13 protein-coding genes are annotated in these 16,357 nt (G+C 71.2%); 8 read left to right on the top strand and 5 right to left on the bottom strand.

The features are described 5' to 3' along the window. The 3 genes from gnd to R2B38_RS35910 all read left to right on the top strand — a co-directional run bounded on the left by gnd (position 1) and on the right by R2B38_RS35910 (position 3,035). Entirely contained in the window at positions 1-876 is an 876-nt protein-coding gene (gnd, locus tag R2B38_RS35920) for a phosphogluconate dehydrogenase (NAD(+)-dependent, decarboxylating) (RefSeq protein WP_318019976.1), read from the top strand. Between the two features lie 7 nt (positions 877-883). After that, positions 884-1,471 (top strand): histidine phosphatase family protein, encoded by a 588-nt coding sequence (locus tag R2B38_RS35915; protein WP_318019975.1) that lies wholly within the window; start codon positions 884-886, stop codon positions 1,469-1,471. A gap of 100 nt (positions 1,472-1,571) precedes the next feature. Next, the gene (locus tag R2B38_RS35910) at positions 1,572-3,035 is read left to right on the top strand and encodes a membrane-associated oxidoreductase (protein WP_318019974.1); all 1,464 of its coding nucleotides are present in this window, start codon (positions 1,572-1,574) and stop codon (positions 3,033-3,035) included. Here R2B38_RS35910 and R2B38_RS35905 read toward each other — a convergent pair. Both R2B38_RS35905 and R2B38_RS35900 read right to left on the bottom strand, forming a co-directional pair. Beyond that, a complete protein-coding gene (locus tag R2B38_RS35905) occupies positions 3,022-4,821 on the bottom strand; it encodes a bifunctional sugar phosphate isomerase/epimerase/4-hydroxyphenylpyruvate dioxygenase family protein (RefSeq protein WP_318019973.1) in 1,800 nt (599 codons plus the stop codon). The genes R2B38_RS35910 and R2B38_RS35905 overlap by 14 nt on opposite strands. Before the next feature lie 52 nt (positions 4,822-4,873). Then, positions 4,874-5,776 carry a shikimate dehydrogenase gene (locus R2B38_RS35900; RefSeq protein WP_318019972.1) on the bottom strand — a complete coding sequence of 301 codons (903 nt, stop codon included), beginning with the start codon at positions 5,774-5,776 and terminating at the stop codon, positions 4,874-4,876. Between the two features lie 168 nt (positions 5,777-5,944). Here R2B38_RS35900 and R2B38_RS35895 point away from each other — a divergent pair, with 168 nt between their 5' ends. After that, positions 5,945-6,610, top strand: coding sequence for a TetR/AcrR family transcriptional regulator (locus R2B38_RS35895; RefSeq protein WP_318019971.1), 666 nt, complete (start codon positions 5,945-5,947; stop codon positions 6,608-6,610). 221 nt (positions 6,611-6,831) lie between these two features. Then, positions 6,832-8,172, top strand: a complete 1,341-nt coding sequence (locus R2B38_RS35890) for an MFS transporter (protein WP_318019970.1) — start codon at positions 6,832-6,834, stop codon at positions 8,170-8,172. A 67-nt stretch (positions 8,173-8,239) separates the two neighbouring features. On the opposite strand, the gene R2B38_RS35885 is transcribed toward R2B38_RS35890, so the two are convergent. Continuing rightward, positions 8,240-9,568: an NAD(P)/FAD-dependent oxidoreductase gene (locus R2B38_RS35885; RefSeq protein ID WP_318019969.1), complete on the bottom strand. Its 1,329-nt coding sequence runs from the start codon at positions 9,566-9,568 to the stop codon at positions 8,240-8,242. A 309-nt stretch (positions 9,569-9,877) separates the two neighbouring features. Between R2B38_RS35885 and R2B38_RS35880 the strand changes: the two genes are divergently transcribed. Further along, positions 9,878-11,605, top strand: coding sequence for a hypothetical protein (locus R2B38_RS35880; RefSeq protein WP_318019968.1), 1,728 nt, complete (start codon positions 9,878-9,880; stop codon positions 11,603-11,605). Here R2B38_RS35880 and R2B38_RS35875 read toward each other — a convergent pair. After that, positions 11,602-13,692, bottom strand: a complete 2,091-nt coding sequence (locus R2B38_RS35875; protein ID WP_318019967.1) for a tetratricopeptide repeat protein — start codon at positions 13,690-13,692, stop codon at positions 11,602-11,604. The two genes, R2B38_RS35880 and R2B38_RS35875, sit on opposite strands and share 4 nt — an antisense overlap. A gap of 118 nt (positions 13,693-13,810) precedes the next feature. Beyond that, entirely contained in the window at positions 13,811-14,260 is a 450-nt protein-coding gene (locus R2B38_RS35870) for a PPOX class F420-dependent oxidoreductase (RefSeq protein ID WP_033285799.1), read from the bottom strand. A 98-nt stretch (positions 14,261-14,358) separates the two neighbouring features. Here R2B38_RS35870 and R2B38_RS35865 point away from each other — a divergent pair, with 98 nt between their 5' ends. Together R2B38_RS35865 and R2B38_RS35860 are read left to right on the top strand one after the other, a co-directional pair. Continuing rightward, a complete protein-coding gene (locus tag R2B38_RS35865; RefSeq protein ID WP_318019966.1) occupies positions 14,359-14,940 on the top strand; it encodes a TetR/AcrR family transcriptional regulator in 582 nt (193 codons plus the stop codon). Then, positions 14,937-16,295 carry an MFS transporter gene (locus R2B38_RS35860; RefSeq protein ID WP_318019965.1) on the top strand — a complete coding sequence of 453 codons (1,359 nt, stop codon included), beginning with the start codon at positions 14,937-14,939 and terminating at the stop codon, positions 16,293-16,295. The genes R2B38_RS35865 and R2B38_RS35860 overlap by 4 nt, the downstream gene beginning before the upstream one ends. The last annotated feature ends 62 nt before the right edge of the window (positions 16,296-16,357 follow it).

Here is a 16,357-nt window from a genome sequence, read left to right as displayed (position 1 = left end):
ATGCAGCTCGGACTGATCGGCCTCGGCAAGATGGGCGGCAACATGCGCGAGCGCATCCGCCGCGCCGGCCACACCGTCATCGGCTACGACCACAACCCCGAGGTCTCCGACGTGAGCGACCTGGCCGAACTGGTCGGCAAGCTCGAAGCGCCGCGCACGGTATGGGTGATGGTCCCGGCCGGCGCCCCGACCCAGTCGGTCGTCGACGAGCTGGGCGAGCTGCTCCAGCCCGGCGACGTCATCGTCGACGGCGGCAACTCCCGCTGGACGGACGACGAGAAGCACGCCGAGGAGCTGGGCGCCAAGGGCATCGGCTTCGTCGACGCAGGTGTCTCCGGCGGTGTGTGGGGCCTCCAGAACGGCTACGCCCTGATGGTCGGCGGCGACGCCGAGAACATCGCCAAGGTCCAGCCCGTCTTCGACGCGCTCAAGCCCGAGGGCGAGTTCGGCTTCGTGCACGCCGGCAAGGTCGGCGCCGGGCACTTCTCCAAGATGGTTCACAACGGCATCGAGTACGCCATGATGCAGGCGTACGCCGAGGGCTGGGAGCTGCTGGAGAAGGTCCACTCCGTCACGGACGTGCGCGAGGTGTTCCGCTCCTGGCAGGAGGGCACCGTCATCCGCTCGTGGCTGCTGGACCTGGCGGTCAACGCCCTTGACGGCGATGAGCACTTGGACAAGCTGCGCGGTTTCGCGGAGGACTCCGGCGAGGGCCGCTGGACCGTCGAGGCGGCCATCGACAACGCGGTGCCGCTGCCCGCGATCACGGCCTCCCTCTTCGCGCGGTTCGCCTCGCGTCAGGACGACTCGCCGCAGATGAAGATGATCGCGGCGCTGCGCAACCAGTTCGGCGGCCACGCCGTCGAGTCCAAGTAGGCGCGCCGTGGGGGATCTTCTGCTGGTCCGCCACGGCGAGACGGAGTGGAGCGTGTCGGGCCAGCACACCAGCTGGACCGACCTGCCCCTCACCCAGCACGGCGAGGAACAGGCCAAGTCCCTCGCTCCGCTCCTCTCGGACCGGACCTTCGCGCTCGCCCTGACCAGCCCGCTCGGCCGCGCGATACGCACCGCCGAACTCGCGGGCATCACCGGGGCCGTACCCGACCCCGACCTGCACGAGTGGGACTACGGCGCCTACGAGGGCGTCACCACCGTCGACATCCACCGCACCCGCCCCGACTGGTACTTGTGGACCGACGGCGTGCCGCCGGGCCCGGCCGGACACCCCGGCGAGTCCCCGGACAAGGTCAGCGACCGGGCCGACCGGGTCCTGAAGCGGGTGGACTCCGCGCTCGTGGACGGTGACGTGATCCTCGTGGCCCACGCCCACTTCCTGCGCGTCCTCACGGCCCGCCGGCTGGGCCTGACGGCGGCGGACGGCCGCCTGTTCCAACTGGCCACCGGCACGGTCAGCCGCCTCTCCACCGAGCACGACCGCCCGGTGATCGCGGAGTGGAACACCCGGCCGTAGCGACGCCACAACTCCCTGGCCCGGACCGTACGTTGACGTGCGGTCCGGGCCGTTGTCGTCCCCTGTGCCCGCGAGGTCCGCGCGGATAGAGTCCCGCTTGATGGAGATCAACGATCTGACACCGGCCGAGGAACAGGTGTGGCGGGCCTTCCCGTTGGGCGAGTCCGTGGACTTCCGTACGACCGAGGACACGGACGTGGCCCTCGGCGACGGCTGGGGGCCCGAACGAAGCGTCCGCGCCGCGGTGTTGAGGGCACTGCTGCTCAACGGGCCGCAGGAGGAGGGCGAGATCGCCGCCCTCAAACTGGCGGGCGCCCGCATCACCGGTGTACTGGACTTCCAGTACGGGACGACGGACCGCTCCGTCCGGCTGAACCACTGCCATTTCGACGAGGTCCCCAACCTGTACGGCGCCCGGTTCCGGCAACTCAACCTGAGTGATTCGGTGCTGCCGGGACTGACCGCGGCCACACTGCGGCTGGACGGCGTACTGCGCCTGACGGACTGCCGGTTGCGGGGACCCGTGCGGCTGGGCGGAGCCCAGATATCGGGTGCGCTGTTCATGGAACGGGCACAGCTCACGGCGCCGGACGCGGCCGAGCCGGTGCTCCAGCTCAACCAGGCCGCCATCGGCGACGACATGTGGGTGCCCGGGCTGCGGGTCCAGGGACAGGTGCGTCTGGACGGTGCCACGGTCGCCGGTTCCATCAACCTGAACGACGCCGTGCTGGACCATCCCGGGCACACCGCCCTCCAGGCGGAGACCCTGACCGTCGGCATCGACCTCCACGCCATGCGCGTCGTCGTGCGAGGCCGTCTCGACCTGCGCGGCGCCCGCGTCCCGGGTCAACTCGGCCTGACCTACGCCGATCTGCAGAACCCCGGCGGCGTCGCGCTGCGGGCGAGCAGCGCGGTGATCGGGGAACTGTGGCTGCGCGAGGCGGCACCCATCGTGGGACGGGTCAATCTCCGTCGGTCCCAGATCGAGACCCTGCACGTGGCCCAGGAGACCTGGCCCGCCGAGGTGCGGCTGGACGGCCTCACCTATACGACGCTGTCCCCGCACGAACCGGCCGAGCGCCGGCTGCCGCTGCTCGAACGGGACCGTGACGGCTATGTCCCCTACGCCTACGAGCAGTTGACCGCCGCCTATCTCCGGATCGGCGACGACGCCGCCGCCCGTCTCGTCCAACTCGCCAAGCAGCGCCGCCTGCGCGCCACCCGCCCCTGGTACGGCCGTATCTGGGGCTACGTCCAGGACGCCACCGTCGGCTACGGCTTCCGCCCGCTCCGTGCCTGCGCCTGGCTGCTGTCCCTGCTGGCGATCGGCTCCCTCGCCTACGGCCTGCACCACCCCCACGCCCTCAAGGCGTCCGAGGCCCCGCACTTCAACCCGGTGTTCTACACGCTCGACCTGCTGCTCCCGGTGATCTCCTTCGGCCAGGAGGAGGCGTTCGCGCCGGACGGCTGGTACCAGTACCTCGCCTACGGCCTGATCATCACCGGCTGGATCCTGGCCACGACGGTCGTCACCGGCGTCACCCGGACCGTCAGCCGCCAGTGAGCCGCTTCGCCGTGTGCTGGGCCGCCAGCCGCACCGGGGCGTTCTGGGCGCCGTAACCCCGGTAGCCCGGCTCGCGCTGGACCAGTTCGAAGAAGACCCGCCCGACCGTCCGCGTGTAGCAGTGCCTGAACTCGCCGCCCGCGTCCCGGTCGTAGAGGATGCCGAGGTCCTGGTACGTCTCCAACTCGCCCTCGGTGAAGTCGAATCGGGCCGCGAGGTCGTCGTAGTAGTTCGCGGGCATACGGAGCAGCCGGCCGCCGGACTCGTGGAAGCGGCGGGCCGCGGTGACCACGTCCTCCGTCGCGAGGGCGATGTGCTGGGCGTGGGCGCCGTCCTCGGTCGGGGCCGCGCCGACGCTCAGCGCGATACGGACGCTGCCGTCGGGGGTGGTGACGGCGCGGCTGCGCAGCAGGCCGTAGGGGTCGGCGACGTCGACGCTCTCCTGGGCCTGCAGGCCAAGGACGCTGCGGTGGAAGAGAGTTGCCTCGTCGAAGTGGTGCCAGGGCTGGGTGAGGGCTAGGTGGTCGATGCGCTGGATGCCTGCCTCTGCGGGCAGTTGGCCGGTGGTGTCGGTGAAGTCGGCCCGCCAGCCGGGGAGTTCGGGGGTGTCCTGGGCGCAGAAGAAGAGTTCCGTGCCGTCCGGCGCGGCCACGGCGTCGAGTTGGGCGTCACCGGGTGCGCGACGGCGGGGCAGCACCGGCGCGAGGAGGGCTTCGGCGCGGCGGGTGGCGCCCTCCGGGTCGGGTGACTCCAGGCCGATCGCGGCGAGGGCGGTGCCGTCCCGTCGTAGGGCGGGGCCGGTGTTGACCAGGATGCGGGCCTCGCCCTGTTGCCACAGGTCCACCGGTTTGCCGTGGTGGCGGGCGGTGCGGGTGAAGCCGAGGGCGCCGAGCAGCGCCGAGACGGGTTCCGCGTCGGGGGTGACGAGTTCGGCGAAGGCAATGCCCGTGGGGACTACGGGAGTTGGGGGCTCCAGTACGCCTACCGTCTCCTGGAGGACCAGCAGCGAGCGTTGGGCGTCGACCGCTGTCGGGCCCGCTTCCGCCTGCCGGAACACGTCGTTGAAGACCTCCAGCGAGAGCGGACCGTCGTAGCCGGCGGTCAGGACGTGCCGTACGAGTCCGGCGACGTCGAAGCCGCCCTGGCCGGGGAAGCAGCGGTAGTGGCGGCTCCACTGCAGGACGTCCATCGCGAGCAGCGGGGCGTCGGCGAGCTGGAGGAAGAAGATCTTCTCGCCGGGGATGTCCTCGATGCCCTTGGGGTCGGAGCCGCGCGACAGGATGTGGAAGCTGTCGAGGCAGGTGCCGAGCGCGGGGTGGCCGGCGCTCTCGACGATCCGCCAGGCGTGGTCGTACGTGCTGACGTGCCGTCCCCAGGCGAGCGCCTCGTAGGCGACGCGGATGCCGAACTCCTGGGCCAGGTCGGCCAGTTGGCCGAGCTGGGCGGCGGCGAGGGCGTCGTCGTCCTCGGCGAGCGGGGAGACGCTGGAGCAGACGAGGACGGTGTCGGTGCCGAGCCTGCGCATCAGCTCGAACTTGTGCCGGGCGCGGCGCAGATTGCGGGCGAACTCGGCCTCGGGCACGGCCTCGATGTCCCGCATCGGCTGGTAGAGGTCGATGGTCAGACCGAGGTCGGCGCACCGGGCGCGGATCTCCTCGGGCGCGAGCGGGCTGGCGAGCAGGTCGTTCTCGAAGATCTCGACGCCGTCGAAGCCTGCCCGGGAGGCGGCGGTGAGTTTCTCGGTGAGGGAACCGCTGAGGGAGACGGTGGCGATGGACGTGCGCATCGGGGTACCTCTCGATTTCGCTGCGGGCACGGCAAATTCGGCGCGGGCACGGCTATTTCGGCGCGGGCACGGCACCGGCCAACTCGGCGATGTCCGCGAGCATGCGGGCGCTGTCGGGCTCCCGGCCGGTGAACAGGCGGAACGCGTCCGCCGCCTGGAAGACCGCCATGCCGCCGCCGTCGAGGGTGGCGCAGCCCAACGCGCGGGCCGTGCTGAGCAGTTGGGTCTCCAGCGGGCGGTATACCACTTCGGCGACCCACAGCTCGGAGTGCAACAGGCGTGGGGGGAAGGGCAGTCCGGGGTGGGCGGCCATCCCGGTGGGTGTGGCGTGGACGATGCCGTCGGCGGCGGCGAGCAGCTCGGGCAGCCGGTCGGGGGTGGCGCCGGCGGCGCGGCCCGGGCCGAAGTGGCGGTTCAGGGAGTCGGCGAGGGCATGGGACCGTTCCGGAAGCGCGTCCACGACGGTGACACGCTCGGCGCCGAGCGTGAGCGTGGCATGCGCCACGGCCGCGCCCGCACCGCCCGCGCCGAGCTGGACGACGCGTTCCATGGGCGCGTCGGGCAGTCCGCGCGCGAAGGAGGCGGCGAACCCGGTGACGTCCGTGTTGTGGCCGATCGCGCGGCCGTCCGCCTCGAAGACGACGGTGTTGACCGCGCCCAGTGCCTCGGCCTGCGGGGCGAGCCCGTCGAGGTGCTCGATGACGAGCTGCTTGCACGGGTGGGTGATGTTGAGCCCCTGGAAGCCCACGTCACGGGCGGCGCGCACCAGTTCGCCGACCGCCTCGGGGCCGACGCCGAGCACGTCGATGTCGATGAGCCGGTACAGAAAGCGCAGCCCCTGCCGGTCCGCCTCGCGTTCGTGCAGGGCCGGGCTGAGGGACGGTCCGATGCCGGAACCGATCAGCCCGACCAGGTACGAGTCGACGAGAGACGGTTCCTTGAAGACCTCGGCCACGGTGGCCCTCCTGAGCGGTTCACTAATGTACGAACTAGTACGTTAGCTATACCAGGATCGCGGACCCACGGGAAGGCCCCGACCGGGAACTCGACCGCTCCCCGCCGGTCCCTCCTTCTACAATCGGCCGCACACCGCGCGCACGCCCGAAGGAAGCCAAGGAACCCGATGACCAGCGTCGAAGAACCGGCACGACCGAACGGGCGCATCCGTGACGCGGCCCGCACCAAGGCCGAGATCCTCGACGTGGCCACGCACGAGTTCGCCCGGGCCGGCTACGACGGCGCCCGCGTCGACGAGATCGCCGCCCGCACCCGCACCACCAAGCGGATGATCTACTACTACTTCGGCGGCAAGGAACAGCTCTTCACCGCCGTTCTGGAACGGTCCTACGGCGTGATCCGCGAGGCCGAACGCGGCCTGGACGTCGAGCACCTGGACCCGGTCGCGGCCATCCGCCGGCTCGCGGAGCTGACCTTCGACCACCACGAGCAGCACCCGGACTTCATCCGCCTGGTGTCCATCGAGAACATCCACGGCGCCGAGCACATCGCGGCCTCCGAGAAGCTCGGGAAGATCGGTTCGCCCGCCCTCGACGTGATCCGCCGCATCCTGGCGGCGGGCCAGAAGTCCGGCCTGTTCACGGCCGACGTGGACGCCGTGGACCTGCACGCGATGATCAGTTCCTTCTGCTTCTTCCGGGTCGCCAACCGGCACACCTTCGGCGCCCTGTTCGGCCGCGACCTGGTGGCGCAGGACCGGCGCGAGCACTACCGGACCATGCTGGGCGACATGGTGATCGCCTATCTGACGGCGGAGCGGGCGACGGACTGAGCCGCGAGATCCTTCGGCAGGGCCCCTTGACACCCGGGAAACGTGAGCGCAACATCCGTAGCCAACCGCTACTAACTACCCAGTGGGTTAATTAGCCGGGCAGCACCGCGGCATCCTGCGCACCCGTCCCGTCATCCCGCCGTCCCGTCACCCCAGGGATCCGGCACCTCTCCCCCGCCGCTCACTCCGCCTACGGTGGAGTCCCCCCGAAGGAGCAAGCCGTGTCCGTCCCCGCCAAAGCCGTCGGGCAACCGAAAAAGGCCGCGACCGCCGCCTGGATCGGCAGCGCCCTGGAGTACTACGACTTCTTCATCTACGGCAGTGCCGCCGCGCTGATCTTCCCGAAGGTCTTCTTCGACGACTCGGACCCGGCGACGGCGACCCTGCTCTCGCTCGCGACCTTCGGTGTGGCCTACGCGGCCCGGCCGGTCGGCGCGCTGTTCCTCGGGCACTTCGGCGACCGGGTCGGCCGCAAGAAGATCATGATCTTCACGCTGCTGCTGATGGGCCTCTCCACGTTCCTCATCGGCTGTCTGCCCACGCGCGGCCAAGTCGGCACGCTCGCCCCGGTGTTGCTCGTGCTGTGCCGGGTCCTCCAGGGCATCTCGGCGGCGGGCGAGCAGGCCAGCGCCAGTTCCATGACGCTGGAACACGCGCCGGCCGACCGGCGCGGCTTCTTCACCAGTTTCACGCTGGGCGGCACCCAGGGCGGCCAGCTCATCGCGACGCTCGTGTTCCTCGCCGTGGCCCAACTCCCCGACAAACAGCTGCTGTCGTGGGGTTGGCGCGTTCCGTTCTGGGCGAGCGTGCTGGTCGCGGTCGCGGGATACTTCATCCGCCGCAACCTCCAGGAGACCCCGGCCTTCGCCGAGCAGGCGGCGACCGAGGGCGTCGTCAAACTGCCCCTCGTAGTCCTGCTGCGCGAGCACTGGGCGGATGTCCTGCGGGTGATCGCGGGCGCGCTCATCGCCTCCGTCTCCACGATCTTCACGGTGTGGGCGCTGGCCTACGCGACCAGCGACTCCGTCGGCATGTCCCGCTCGTCGATGCTGTGGGTGGGCGCGCTGGCCAACCTCGTCGCCCTCGCCGCGATCCCCCTGTGGGCCACGCTCTCCGACCGCATCGGCCGTCGTCCCGTCTATCTGATCGGCGCGATCGGCAGCGCGATCACTATGTTCCTCTACCTCTGGGCGATCTCGACCGGCTCCTACGCCCTCACCCTGATCCTCGGCATCGTCGCCTTCGGCGTCGTCTACAGCGCCGCGAACGGCGTGTGGCCCTCCTTCTACGGCGAGATGTTCTCGACCCGGGTCCGGCTGTCCGGCATGGCGATCGGCACGCAGATCGGCTTCGCGGTGGCCGGGTTCGCGGTCACGTTCGCCGCGCAGATCGCGGGTCCGGACGGCACGGACTGGTCGTCGGTGGCGCTGTTCACGGCGGCGCTGTGCGTCCCGCCGGTGATCGCGGCGATCTCGGCCCGCGAGACGCACACGGTCCCGACGGAACTGCTCGGCACGCGGTCGCCCCGGGAGGCGTCGCGGCCGGAGACGGTGACGGCCTGACCTCCGCTCCCCAACTACCGGACCCCCGGGCCTCGTTGCCCGGGGGTTTCGGCTTCCGAGGAGGCGCTCAGACCGTCTCGGAGCCTCGATGGGCATACATGTCGGCGAGGAACTTCCGGCGCAGCGCGGGGACTTTGCTGCTCACGCTGAAGTAGCTGCGGGCGGCGAAGAGCGCGAGGCGGCCGGTGACGGGGCGGTAGAGGGGGTCGTCGCCGCTGGTGCCGTTGTTGTCGAGGGACTCGGCGACGCGCGTGAAGCCGTAGGGGATCATCTCGGCTTCGTAGTCGCCGATCGCGGTCAGCAACGGCTTGGACTCCCTTGCGGCGGCGGTCAGTTCGCGGCAGAGCAGAGCCGCGTCGCGCAGTGCGGTGTTGGCGCCGACGCCCTGCCCCGGGGTCATCGTGTGGATGGCGTCGCCGAGCAGGGTGACGGTGGTGGTCGGCCAGGGGTCGACGGGGACCGAGGTGGCGATCCGCAGCGGGAACGCGGCCTCGGGGTCGGAGAGTTCGAAGATCCGGCGCAGGTCGGGATGCCAGCCGCGGGTCGACTCCAGTGCGATGTCGACGAGTTGCTTGCCGCGCTGCTGGTGCGTGTCCTCGGGGAAGCGGTCGTGGGCGCTCCAGATCGACAGGTTGATGTAGTCGCGTGTGTTGTCGAACTGCCGGCCGGACCAACTGTCCAACAGGGCTGTGTCGGCAGGGTTCTTGGGCCTCCCCTGCTCGTCCCACTTGAACTCCATGACATGGAGCATCCCGATCATCCCCTTGGTGCCGAAGATGAGGGACAGACCGTTGAGGACCTCGTCCGAGAGCAGGGCGCGGGTCTCGGGCGTGAGGGCGGTCTTGGTGGCGATGGCCGTGATCCCGGCGTCCTTGATCTCCGCGTGCGGCAGGTACTGGCGCCGCACGGCCGAGCGCGTGCCGTCCGCGGCGACCAGGACATCGCCTGTGGCGGTGGTGCCGTCGGCGAAGTGGGCGGTGACCGTGCCGTCCGGGTGCTGCTCGTAGTGGGTGAACTCCTTGCCGTGGTGCACGACTTCGTCCATGCCGGTGAACAGCACCTGCCGCAGGGTCGAGCGGGAGACGGAGCGTTCGCTGTTGATCTCGTCGCGCCCTTCGGGGAGTTCGAAGGTGGCGGTGGTGCGCAGGGACTGGGTGAGCACGTTGAAGTGACGCGGATCCCGGGCGCAGGTGGCGACGAAGGTGTCGAAGAGCTCGGGCGGCAGGCACTCCCTGAGGGCCCGGTTGCCGGTGGGGTCGATGCCGACGCGGTACCCGTAGAGCCCGTCCCGGCGCGAGCCGTAGCGCTCGTACACGGCGACCGGGACACCGGCCTTCCTCAGTCCGTGCGCCAGGCACATCCCGCCGGTACCGCCGCCGATGATCAGAACGTGCACGAGGACCACTTTCCTTGACGACCAGATGTCTTGACTATCAAGCTACTTCCAGCCTGCAGGGAGGTGCCTTGATTGTCAAGCGAAATGGAGGTGCGAGGCCTCCTTGGAACGTTCCCAGGCGCGGGCGCCCCGTTGACAGATGACGTTTCGCGCAAGAACATCGGCCGGAACGAGCAGAAAAGAACAGCGCCGCTACCGCCGAGGGAAGGGTCTCCGCGTGCCCCGGCCGATTTCAGGGGCGGCCGGTGCACGCGGACCCGGGGCCGACTACCGTTGCCCGATCACACGTGCGAAAGGTGGTCGAGGGGCGTGGCGGGGGCCAAGGAGTGGATACGGGTGCCGGTCGGCGACGACGCCGGGCGGTGGGCGACGCGGGGGCGCAGCCGCAAGGTGCTGTTCGTCGTCCACAACGTGACGTCCGCGACTCGGCTGCTCGATGTACTGCCGCTGTTCCACGACGACTTCCGGGTGCAGTTGCTGGTGACGTGCACGGGGTCGTCCGCGTTTCAGGCCGGGGTCGCGGAGTTGCTGGCGGAAACGGGGGTGCCGGTGGTGCCCTGGGACCAGGCCGTTCAGACTCCGGTCGACTTGGCGGTGTCGGCGAGCTTCGGCGGTCAACTCCGGGCATTTTCCGGTGTATTGGCCGTCTTGTCACACGGTGTCGGATATACTAAGAGGCTAGGGACACCCAACACCCAACACCCAACACCCGGCAGCGAGGCGGCGGATGCGGCGGCTCCGGTTTTCGGTCTGTCGCCGGAGTGGTTGCTCGACGAAAGCGGGCGACCCGTCGCGGAGGCGTTGGCACTGTCGCACCCCGAGCAGTTGGACCGGTTGCGGACCGTCTGCCCCGAGGCCGCGTCCACGGGTGTACTGGCCGGTGACCCCTGCTGGGACCGTATGCTCGCGGCCCGCCCGTACCGGGATCGCTACCGCCGGGCGCTCGGTGTCGGACGTACGCAACGCCTGGTGGTGCTCAACTCCACCTGGAACCCGGATTCCCTGTTCGGCGACGACATACTGCCCTCCCTGCTCCCCCGGCTGACCTCCGAACTCCCCGTCGACGAGTACCGTCTCGCGGCCGTCCTGCACCCCAACATCTGGCACGGCCACGGCCCCGGCCAGATCCGCGCCTGGCTCGACCGCGCCCGCCGCGCCGGCCTCACCCTCGTCGATCCCCTGCACGGCTGGCGCCAGGCGCTGCTCGCCGCCGACGCCGTCATCGGCGACCACGGCTCGGTCACCTACTACGCCGCCGCACTCGGCACCCCCGTCCTCCTCGGCGCCGCACCCCTCGCGGGCCTCGCCCCCGACGCCCCGGTACACGCCTTCGTCCGTACGGCACCCCGCCTGGACCCCGCACTACCGCTACGCCCCCAACTGACCCAACTCATCGGCACGCACAGCCCGTTGCCCGAGCCCGCGGCCTTCACCAGCTCCGTACCGGGCGAGTCGGCGACCCGTCTCCGACGCCTCTTCTACGACATCATCGGCATCCCCGAACCGGACGCGCCAGCGCTGCTCGAACCGCTCCCGCTCCCGCCGTTCGAACCCGCGGCGCACACGGTCCCGCTCCAGGTGCTGACCGGGTTGCCGGGTTCGGGCGAGGTCTCGGTCGTCCGGTACGCGGGCCCGCACCCGGCGCCCGACAGCACGGGCGAGACGCACATGGCGGTGCACGAGGACACCCGTGAGCAGTCCCAACTCTCCCTGGCCGATGTGGTGTTCCGCCACGGCGCGGCCGACGATCCCCGCTTCGGGTCGCCCGCGCTCTGGACGACGGAGACCCTCGCCCGGCACCCGCAGTGCGCCCTCGCCGCATACATCACCGGCCCCGGCACCTGCACGGTCCGCACCTCGGACGACACCCTGCTGCACCTCCATGCCGAGCCGGGCGCGGACGCCGATCCGGCGGCCTACGCCTCGGCCCTGCACGCCTGGCTCGCGTCCGGCAAGTCGCTGCACGAGGTCGTCGCACAGGGGCTGACCGTGCACATGGGAAAGGCCGTGCACCGGGTACGGGTCGTTCGCGGCTAGCCCTCGCAGCGTTCGCGCAGGCCGCGCAGATACTCCAGGTGCTGTTCGGCCTTCTCGTCACGGAGGGCGGCGGTCGCTTCGTCGATCAGGGCGCGGGCGGCCGTGAACTCACCGCTGTTCAGGCGGGTTTCGGCGAGGTCGGTGAGGGTGCGGGCCGTGTTGTAGGCCTCACCGCTGGCGCGGAAGAAGGCCAGGGCGCGGTCCAGACGCTCGACGGCCTCGGTCTGGCGGCCGAGTCCGCGCAGGGCCCGGCCGCGGTGGCGTTCCAACAGGGCGCGGGCGCGCGGCAGATCGGCGGCGCCCTCGTCGGCGGGTCCGATGCCGTCGAGGATGCGGTACGCCTCGTCGAACGCCGCGTACGCCTCCTCGAAGCGCCACTGGCGCAGCCGGAGCAGGCCGAGGAACTCGACGGCGGAGGCCTGGCCGCGCACGTGCCCTCCCGCCTCTTCGTCCCGCGCCGCCGCGAGCGCTTCGGGTTCCGCCTCGTCCCAGCGGCGCAACTCCATGAGGCTGTGGGCGAGTTGGGCGTGCAGGGCACCGGCGGTACGGGTGCCGGGGAAGTGGGAGTCCGCCGTACGGACACCGGCCTGCAGGGCGGGCAGCAGGATGTCGTGGTGGCCGGCCTTGAGTTGGAGCGGCCACAGGGCCTGGCCCAGCAGGACGACGGTGTCCCAGTCGCCGAACTCCTCGGCGGCGAGCACCGCTTGGACCAGGTTGGGGGCCTCGGCGGCGAGGGCGGCGACGCCCGCGCCGCGGTTCTCGTACGACAGCGGCGTGGGCGCGGACGGGACGCGCCAGCTCTCGGGCAGCGCGGCCTGTGCCGCGGCGAGGGCGAGGTGCAGATAGCCCTCGACGGTGCGGGACACGGCGGCGGAGCACGCGGCGATGCCGTCCACGGCGGCGGCCGTGCGGGCGGCGTGCGCGCGGACGGCGGGGCGGTAGCGGTAACGGCCGTCGTCCGTAAGCTCGATGAGCAGGGCACCGGCCAACTCGTCGAGGAGCTGGGCGGCTTGGGCCTCGTCGGTGTCGGAGGCGCGGGCGGCCGCGGCGGCGTCGAGGGCGGGCCAGTCGTACAGGCCGGCCAGGCGGTAGAGGCGGGCGGCGTCCGGGGCCAGCAGGCGGTACGAGTCCTCTACGGCGGAACTCACCGGGTCGCTCTCGGGCCTGGCGGGCGTCTCCGGCGGTACGGGCGGTGCGGTCAGCCGGGGTGCGGCGGCGCGCAGCGCGTAGGGCGAACCGGCGCAGCGGTCCAGTACGGCGGGCAGCGTGGCGCGGGCGGCGCTGACCGCGGGTTTGCCGACCAGCTCGGTGAGCAGCCGTTTCGCGTCCCGGCGACCGAGCGGTCCGACCGGGATCCGCAGGGCGTCGAGGCCGATCAGCGGATTCCGCGCCACGACGAGGGTGACCACGTCCGGAGCCGGTGCCAGCAGCGGCTGCACCTGGGCGGCGGAGCGGGCGTGATCGAGCACCACGAGAGCGCGGCGGTCGGCCAGGGAGCGCCGGAACAGGGCGGCCCGGTCGGCGGTCGCGGGCGGTATGTCCTCGTCGGGCAGGCCGAGTTGGCGCAGCAGCGTGGCCAGGACCGGTTCGGGGCCGAGCGCGCGCAGGTCGGCGTAGAGCTGCCCGTCGGGGAAGCGGGCCGTCTGCCGTGCGCCCCAGTGGAAGGCGAGGGTGCTGGTGCCGATGCCCTCGGGGCCGTGGAGGAGCGCGAGTCGTGGGCGGCCGTCGAAGGCGCGGGTCGCCTCCTTGTCCAGGAGTTTCAGGGCGTCCTGACGGTCCGTGAAGGAACGGGGTGCCGACGGCAGACAGTGACGTCCCGGCCCGGTGACGGGCCCCGGGATGCGCACGCCCCGCGCGAACCGGGTCCAGGCTAGGGCGAGTTCGGCGTCACCGTGGACACGGTCGTGGACCATGCGCGCGATCGCGTTCACTTCGTCGGGGGTGGCCGGTGCCGTCACCTCGCGTCCGGCTAGGCGACGGACCATTCCACCGGCCGACTCCCAGGCCAACTTGCCCGCCTCACCGGCCATCCCGGCACCGACGGCCCCGAACACCGCACTGATGGCGTTCGTGGACAGCAGATCCATCACCTCGCGCACTCCCCCGTCGTCCGCTCACCGCACAGCGGATCAACCTTAGCGCCGGTGAAGGTTGGTGACGATGGGTCACCCCCGCCCGGGATGGATCATCGGCGGGCGCGAGGGCTCAACTCCGTTTGTCCGCCGCCGGAATCCCGTACGCCCGCTCCACCCGCAACCGCAGCACCAGCCGCCGGTCCCGCACCATCGCCTCCCGATAGTCGTCCCAGTCCGGATGCTCGCCGAGCACGTCGCGGTAGAGCCTGATGAGTTCCTCGACAGTGTCGTCGTGCGGGTCGGCGGCGACCGGGGTGAGATCGGCCGTGCCCTCGGCGACCGTGAAGGCCCAGCGGTCGGCGCTGGTCACGTGGTAGGAGGCGCGGGGGTCCCGGCGCAGGTTGCGGGTCTTGGCACGGCCGTCCGTGATCGACACCCGGATGATCCGCTCGTCGGGGTAGTAGGCGTGGCTGACGTTCGACAGCTGGGGCCGGCCGTCCTTCTTGAGGGTGACCAGTACCCCGCCGTGGCCCTCGGAGAGCAGCTGGAGCAGTGCGTCCTGCGTCGCGTCGTGAGTCATATGTCCATCAACCGTGTGAGGCGGGTCACGCATTCCCCGAGCCGAGGGCCAGCGGGTAGACACCGTCTACGAGTTGTTGGTAGACAGTGTCTATGAGCATGAGTGAACCGGAAGCCGGACTGCGCGGCCGCCTGGTCGACGTGGGTGTGGAACTGGTGGCCCAGGAAGGCGCGCAGGCGTTGACCCTGCGCGAGATCGCCCGGCGGGCCGGTGTCTCCCACGGGGCACCCCGCCGCTACTTCCCCACCCACCTGGAACTCCTGTCCGCCATCGCGCGGCGCGGCTTCACCGACCTGGGCGAGCGGGCGACGGGAGCCCTCGGGGAGGCTGAAGCGAAACCGCGCGCGCAAGTGACGGCGCTGGGCCACGTCTACCTGGAGTTCGCCCTCACCAACCCCGGCATGTACGAGTTGATGTTCCGTCACGATCTGCTGGAGAGCGGGCACTTGGGGCTGCGGGACACCAGCCTCCCCCTGTTCGGCGTCCTGGTGGACCTGGTCGGCGGGGCGCGTCCCGACGTGGACGCCCGCCTGGTCGCGGGCGCGTTGTGGGCGAACCTGCACGGCCTCGCCCAGCTGTGGCGCTGGGGCAGCCTCCAACTCGCCACCGGCGCTGACGACTTCACCTCCCTGCTGCGGTCGGCCCTCGACGCTCACCTGGGTCCGGAGGCCACCCGATGACGGTTCACCGGCGGCTCGTGCTGGCGAGCAGTGCGGCGGGGGCGGCGATCGTCGCGCTGGACGGGACCGTGCTCACCGTCGTACAGCCCACCCTGCAACGGGAGTTGGGGGCCTCTCTCGCGCAGGTCCAGTGGACGAGCACCGCGTATCTCGTCGCCGTGGCAAGCCTGTTGGTGTCGGCCGGCCGGATCGGGGACCGGTACGGACATCAGCGGGTGTTCGGGCTCGGGATGCTCGGCTTCGGTCTCGCCTCGGCCGGGATCGGACTGGCGCCCGGGGTGGGGTGGGTGATCGGACTCCGGGTCGTCCAGGGGGTGTTCGGGGCGCTGTCTCAGCCGGCCACGCTCGGCATGCTGCGCGCCGCCTTCCCGCCCGACCGGCTCGGCATGCCCATCGCCGTACGGACGAGCGTGATCGCAATCGCGGCCGCCGCCGGACCGTTGGTGGGCGGGGCACTGGTGGGGGCGGTGGGCTGGCGGGCCGTGTTCTTCCTCAACGTCGTGCCCTCGCTCGTGTTCGGCGCGCTCGCCCTCACCGTTCGGGACCCACAGCAACGGCAACTGAACGGCGTCCGGTTCGACCTGCCCGGCGCCCTGCTGCTCGCGCTCTCCCTCGCCTCCCTCATCCAGGCGCTGGTGGATCTCCCCCGTTCGGCGGCCGGGCTCGCGGTGTCCGTGCTCGCGGCCCTCGCCTTCGTACGCCATGAACGTCGTACCGCGCATCCGCTCCTCCCGCCGGACGTCGTCGGCTCGACGGCGATCCGCGGAGCGCTCGGGATGCTGCTCGCCGCGTCGGCCGCGTTCTCCGGGACGCTGTTCGTCGTCACCTATTTCCTGCAGGACACGATGGGACTTGGCCCGTTCCAAAGCGCCCTCCGGGGGCTGCCCTTGGCCGCCGCGATGGTCCTCGCGGCACCCGCGACCGCCGTGGTGCTGCGCCGGGTCGGAGCCCGTTCCACGGCCGGCGCGGCGATGGTGGCCGTAGCCCTGGCTGTCCTCGTGCTGTCCCGGGCCTCTGGAACGGTCCAGGTATGTGGCGGATTCGCCCTGTTGGGCGCCGGGTTCGGGACGGTGATGGTGGCCGCGACCCAAGTCGTCGTGCGGGAGGCGGCCGTTGAGTCGGCCGGGGTGGCGGGCGGGCTCAAGCAGACCGCGGTGAACGTGGGGCCGACGCTCGGGGTCGCCGCCGGAAGTGCGCTGATGGCCGGAAGTGGCCGGGAGTTGGCCCTCGGAATCCTCGCCGCGGTGGCTCTGACCGGCGCTCTCGCCTGTCTCGCGCTGCCCGGGCGGACAGTCGCGTCGCTCACACATCCCCCCGTTACAGGAGACCGCGCAGGTGTTCCTGCGCGACGATGAGTTCCGAGGTGTCCGGGGCCGGGTATGCGGGACCCCACCTCGTGAACGCAATTCGGAGGAGA

This window comes from Streptomyces sp. N50 (assembly GCF_033335955.1).
GTDB lineage: Bacteria > Actinomycetota > Actinomycetes > Streptomycetales > Streptomycetaceae > Streptomyces.
Note: the sequence above shows the minus strand (reverse complement) of the source record. Positions and strands in the feature narration are given on the sequence as shown.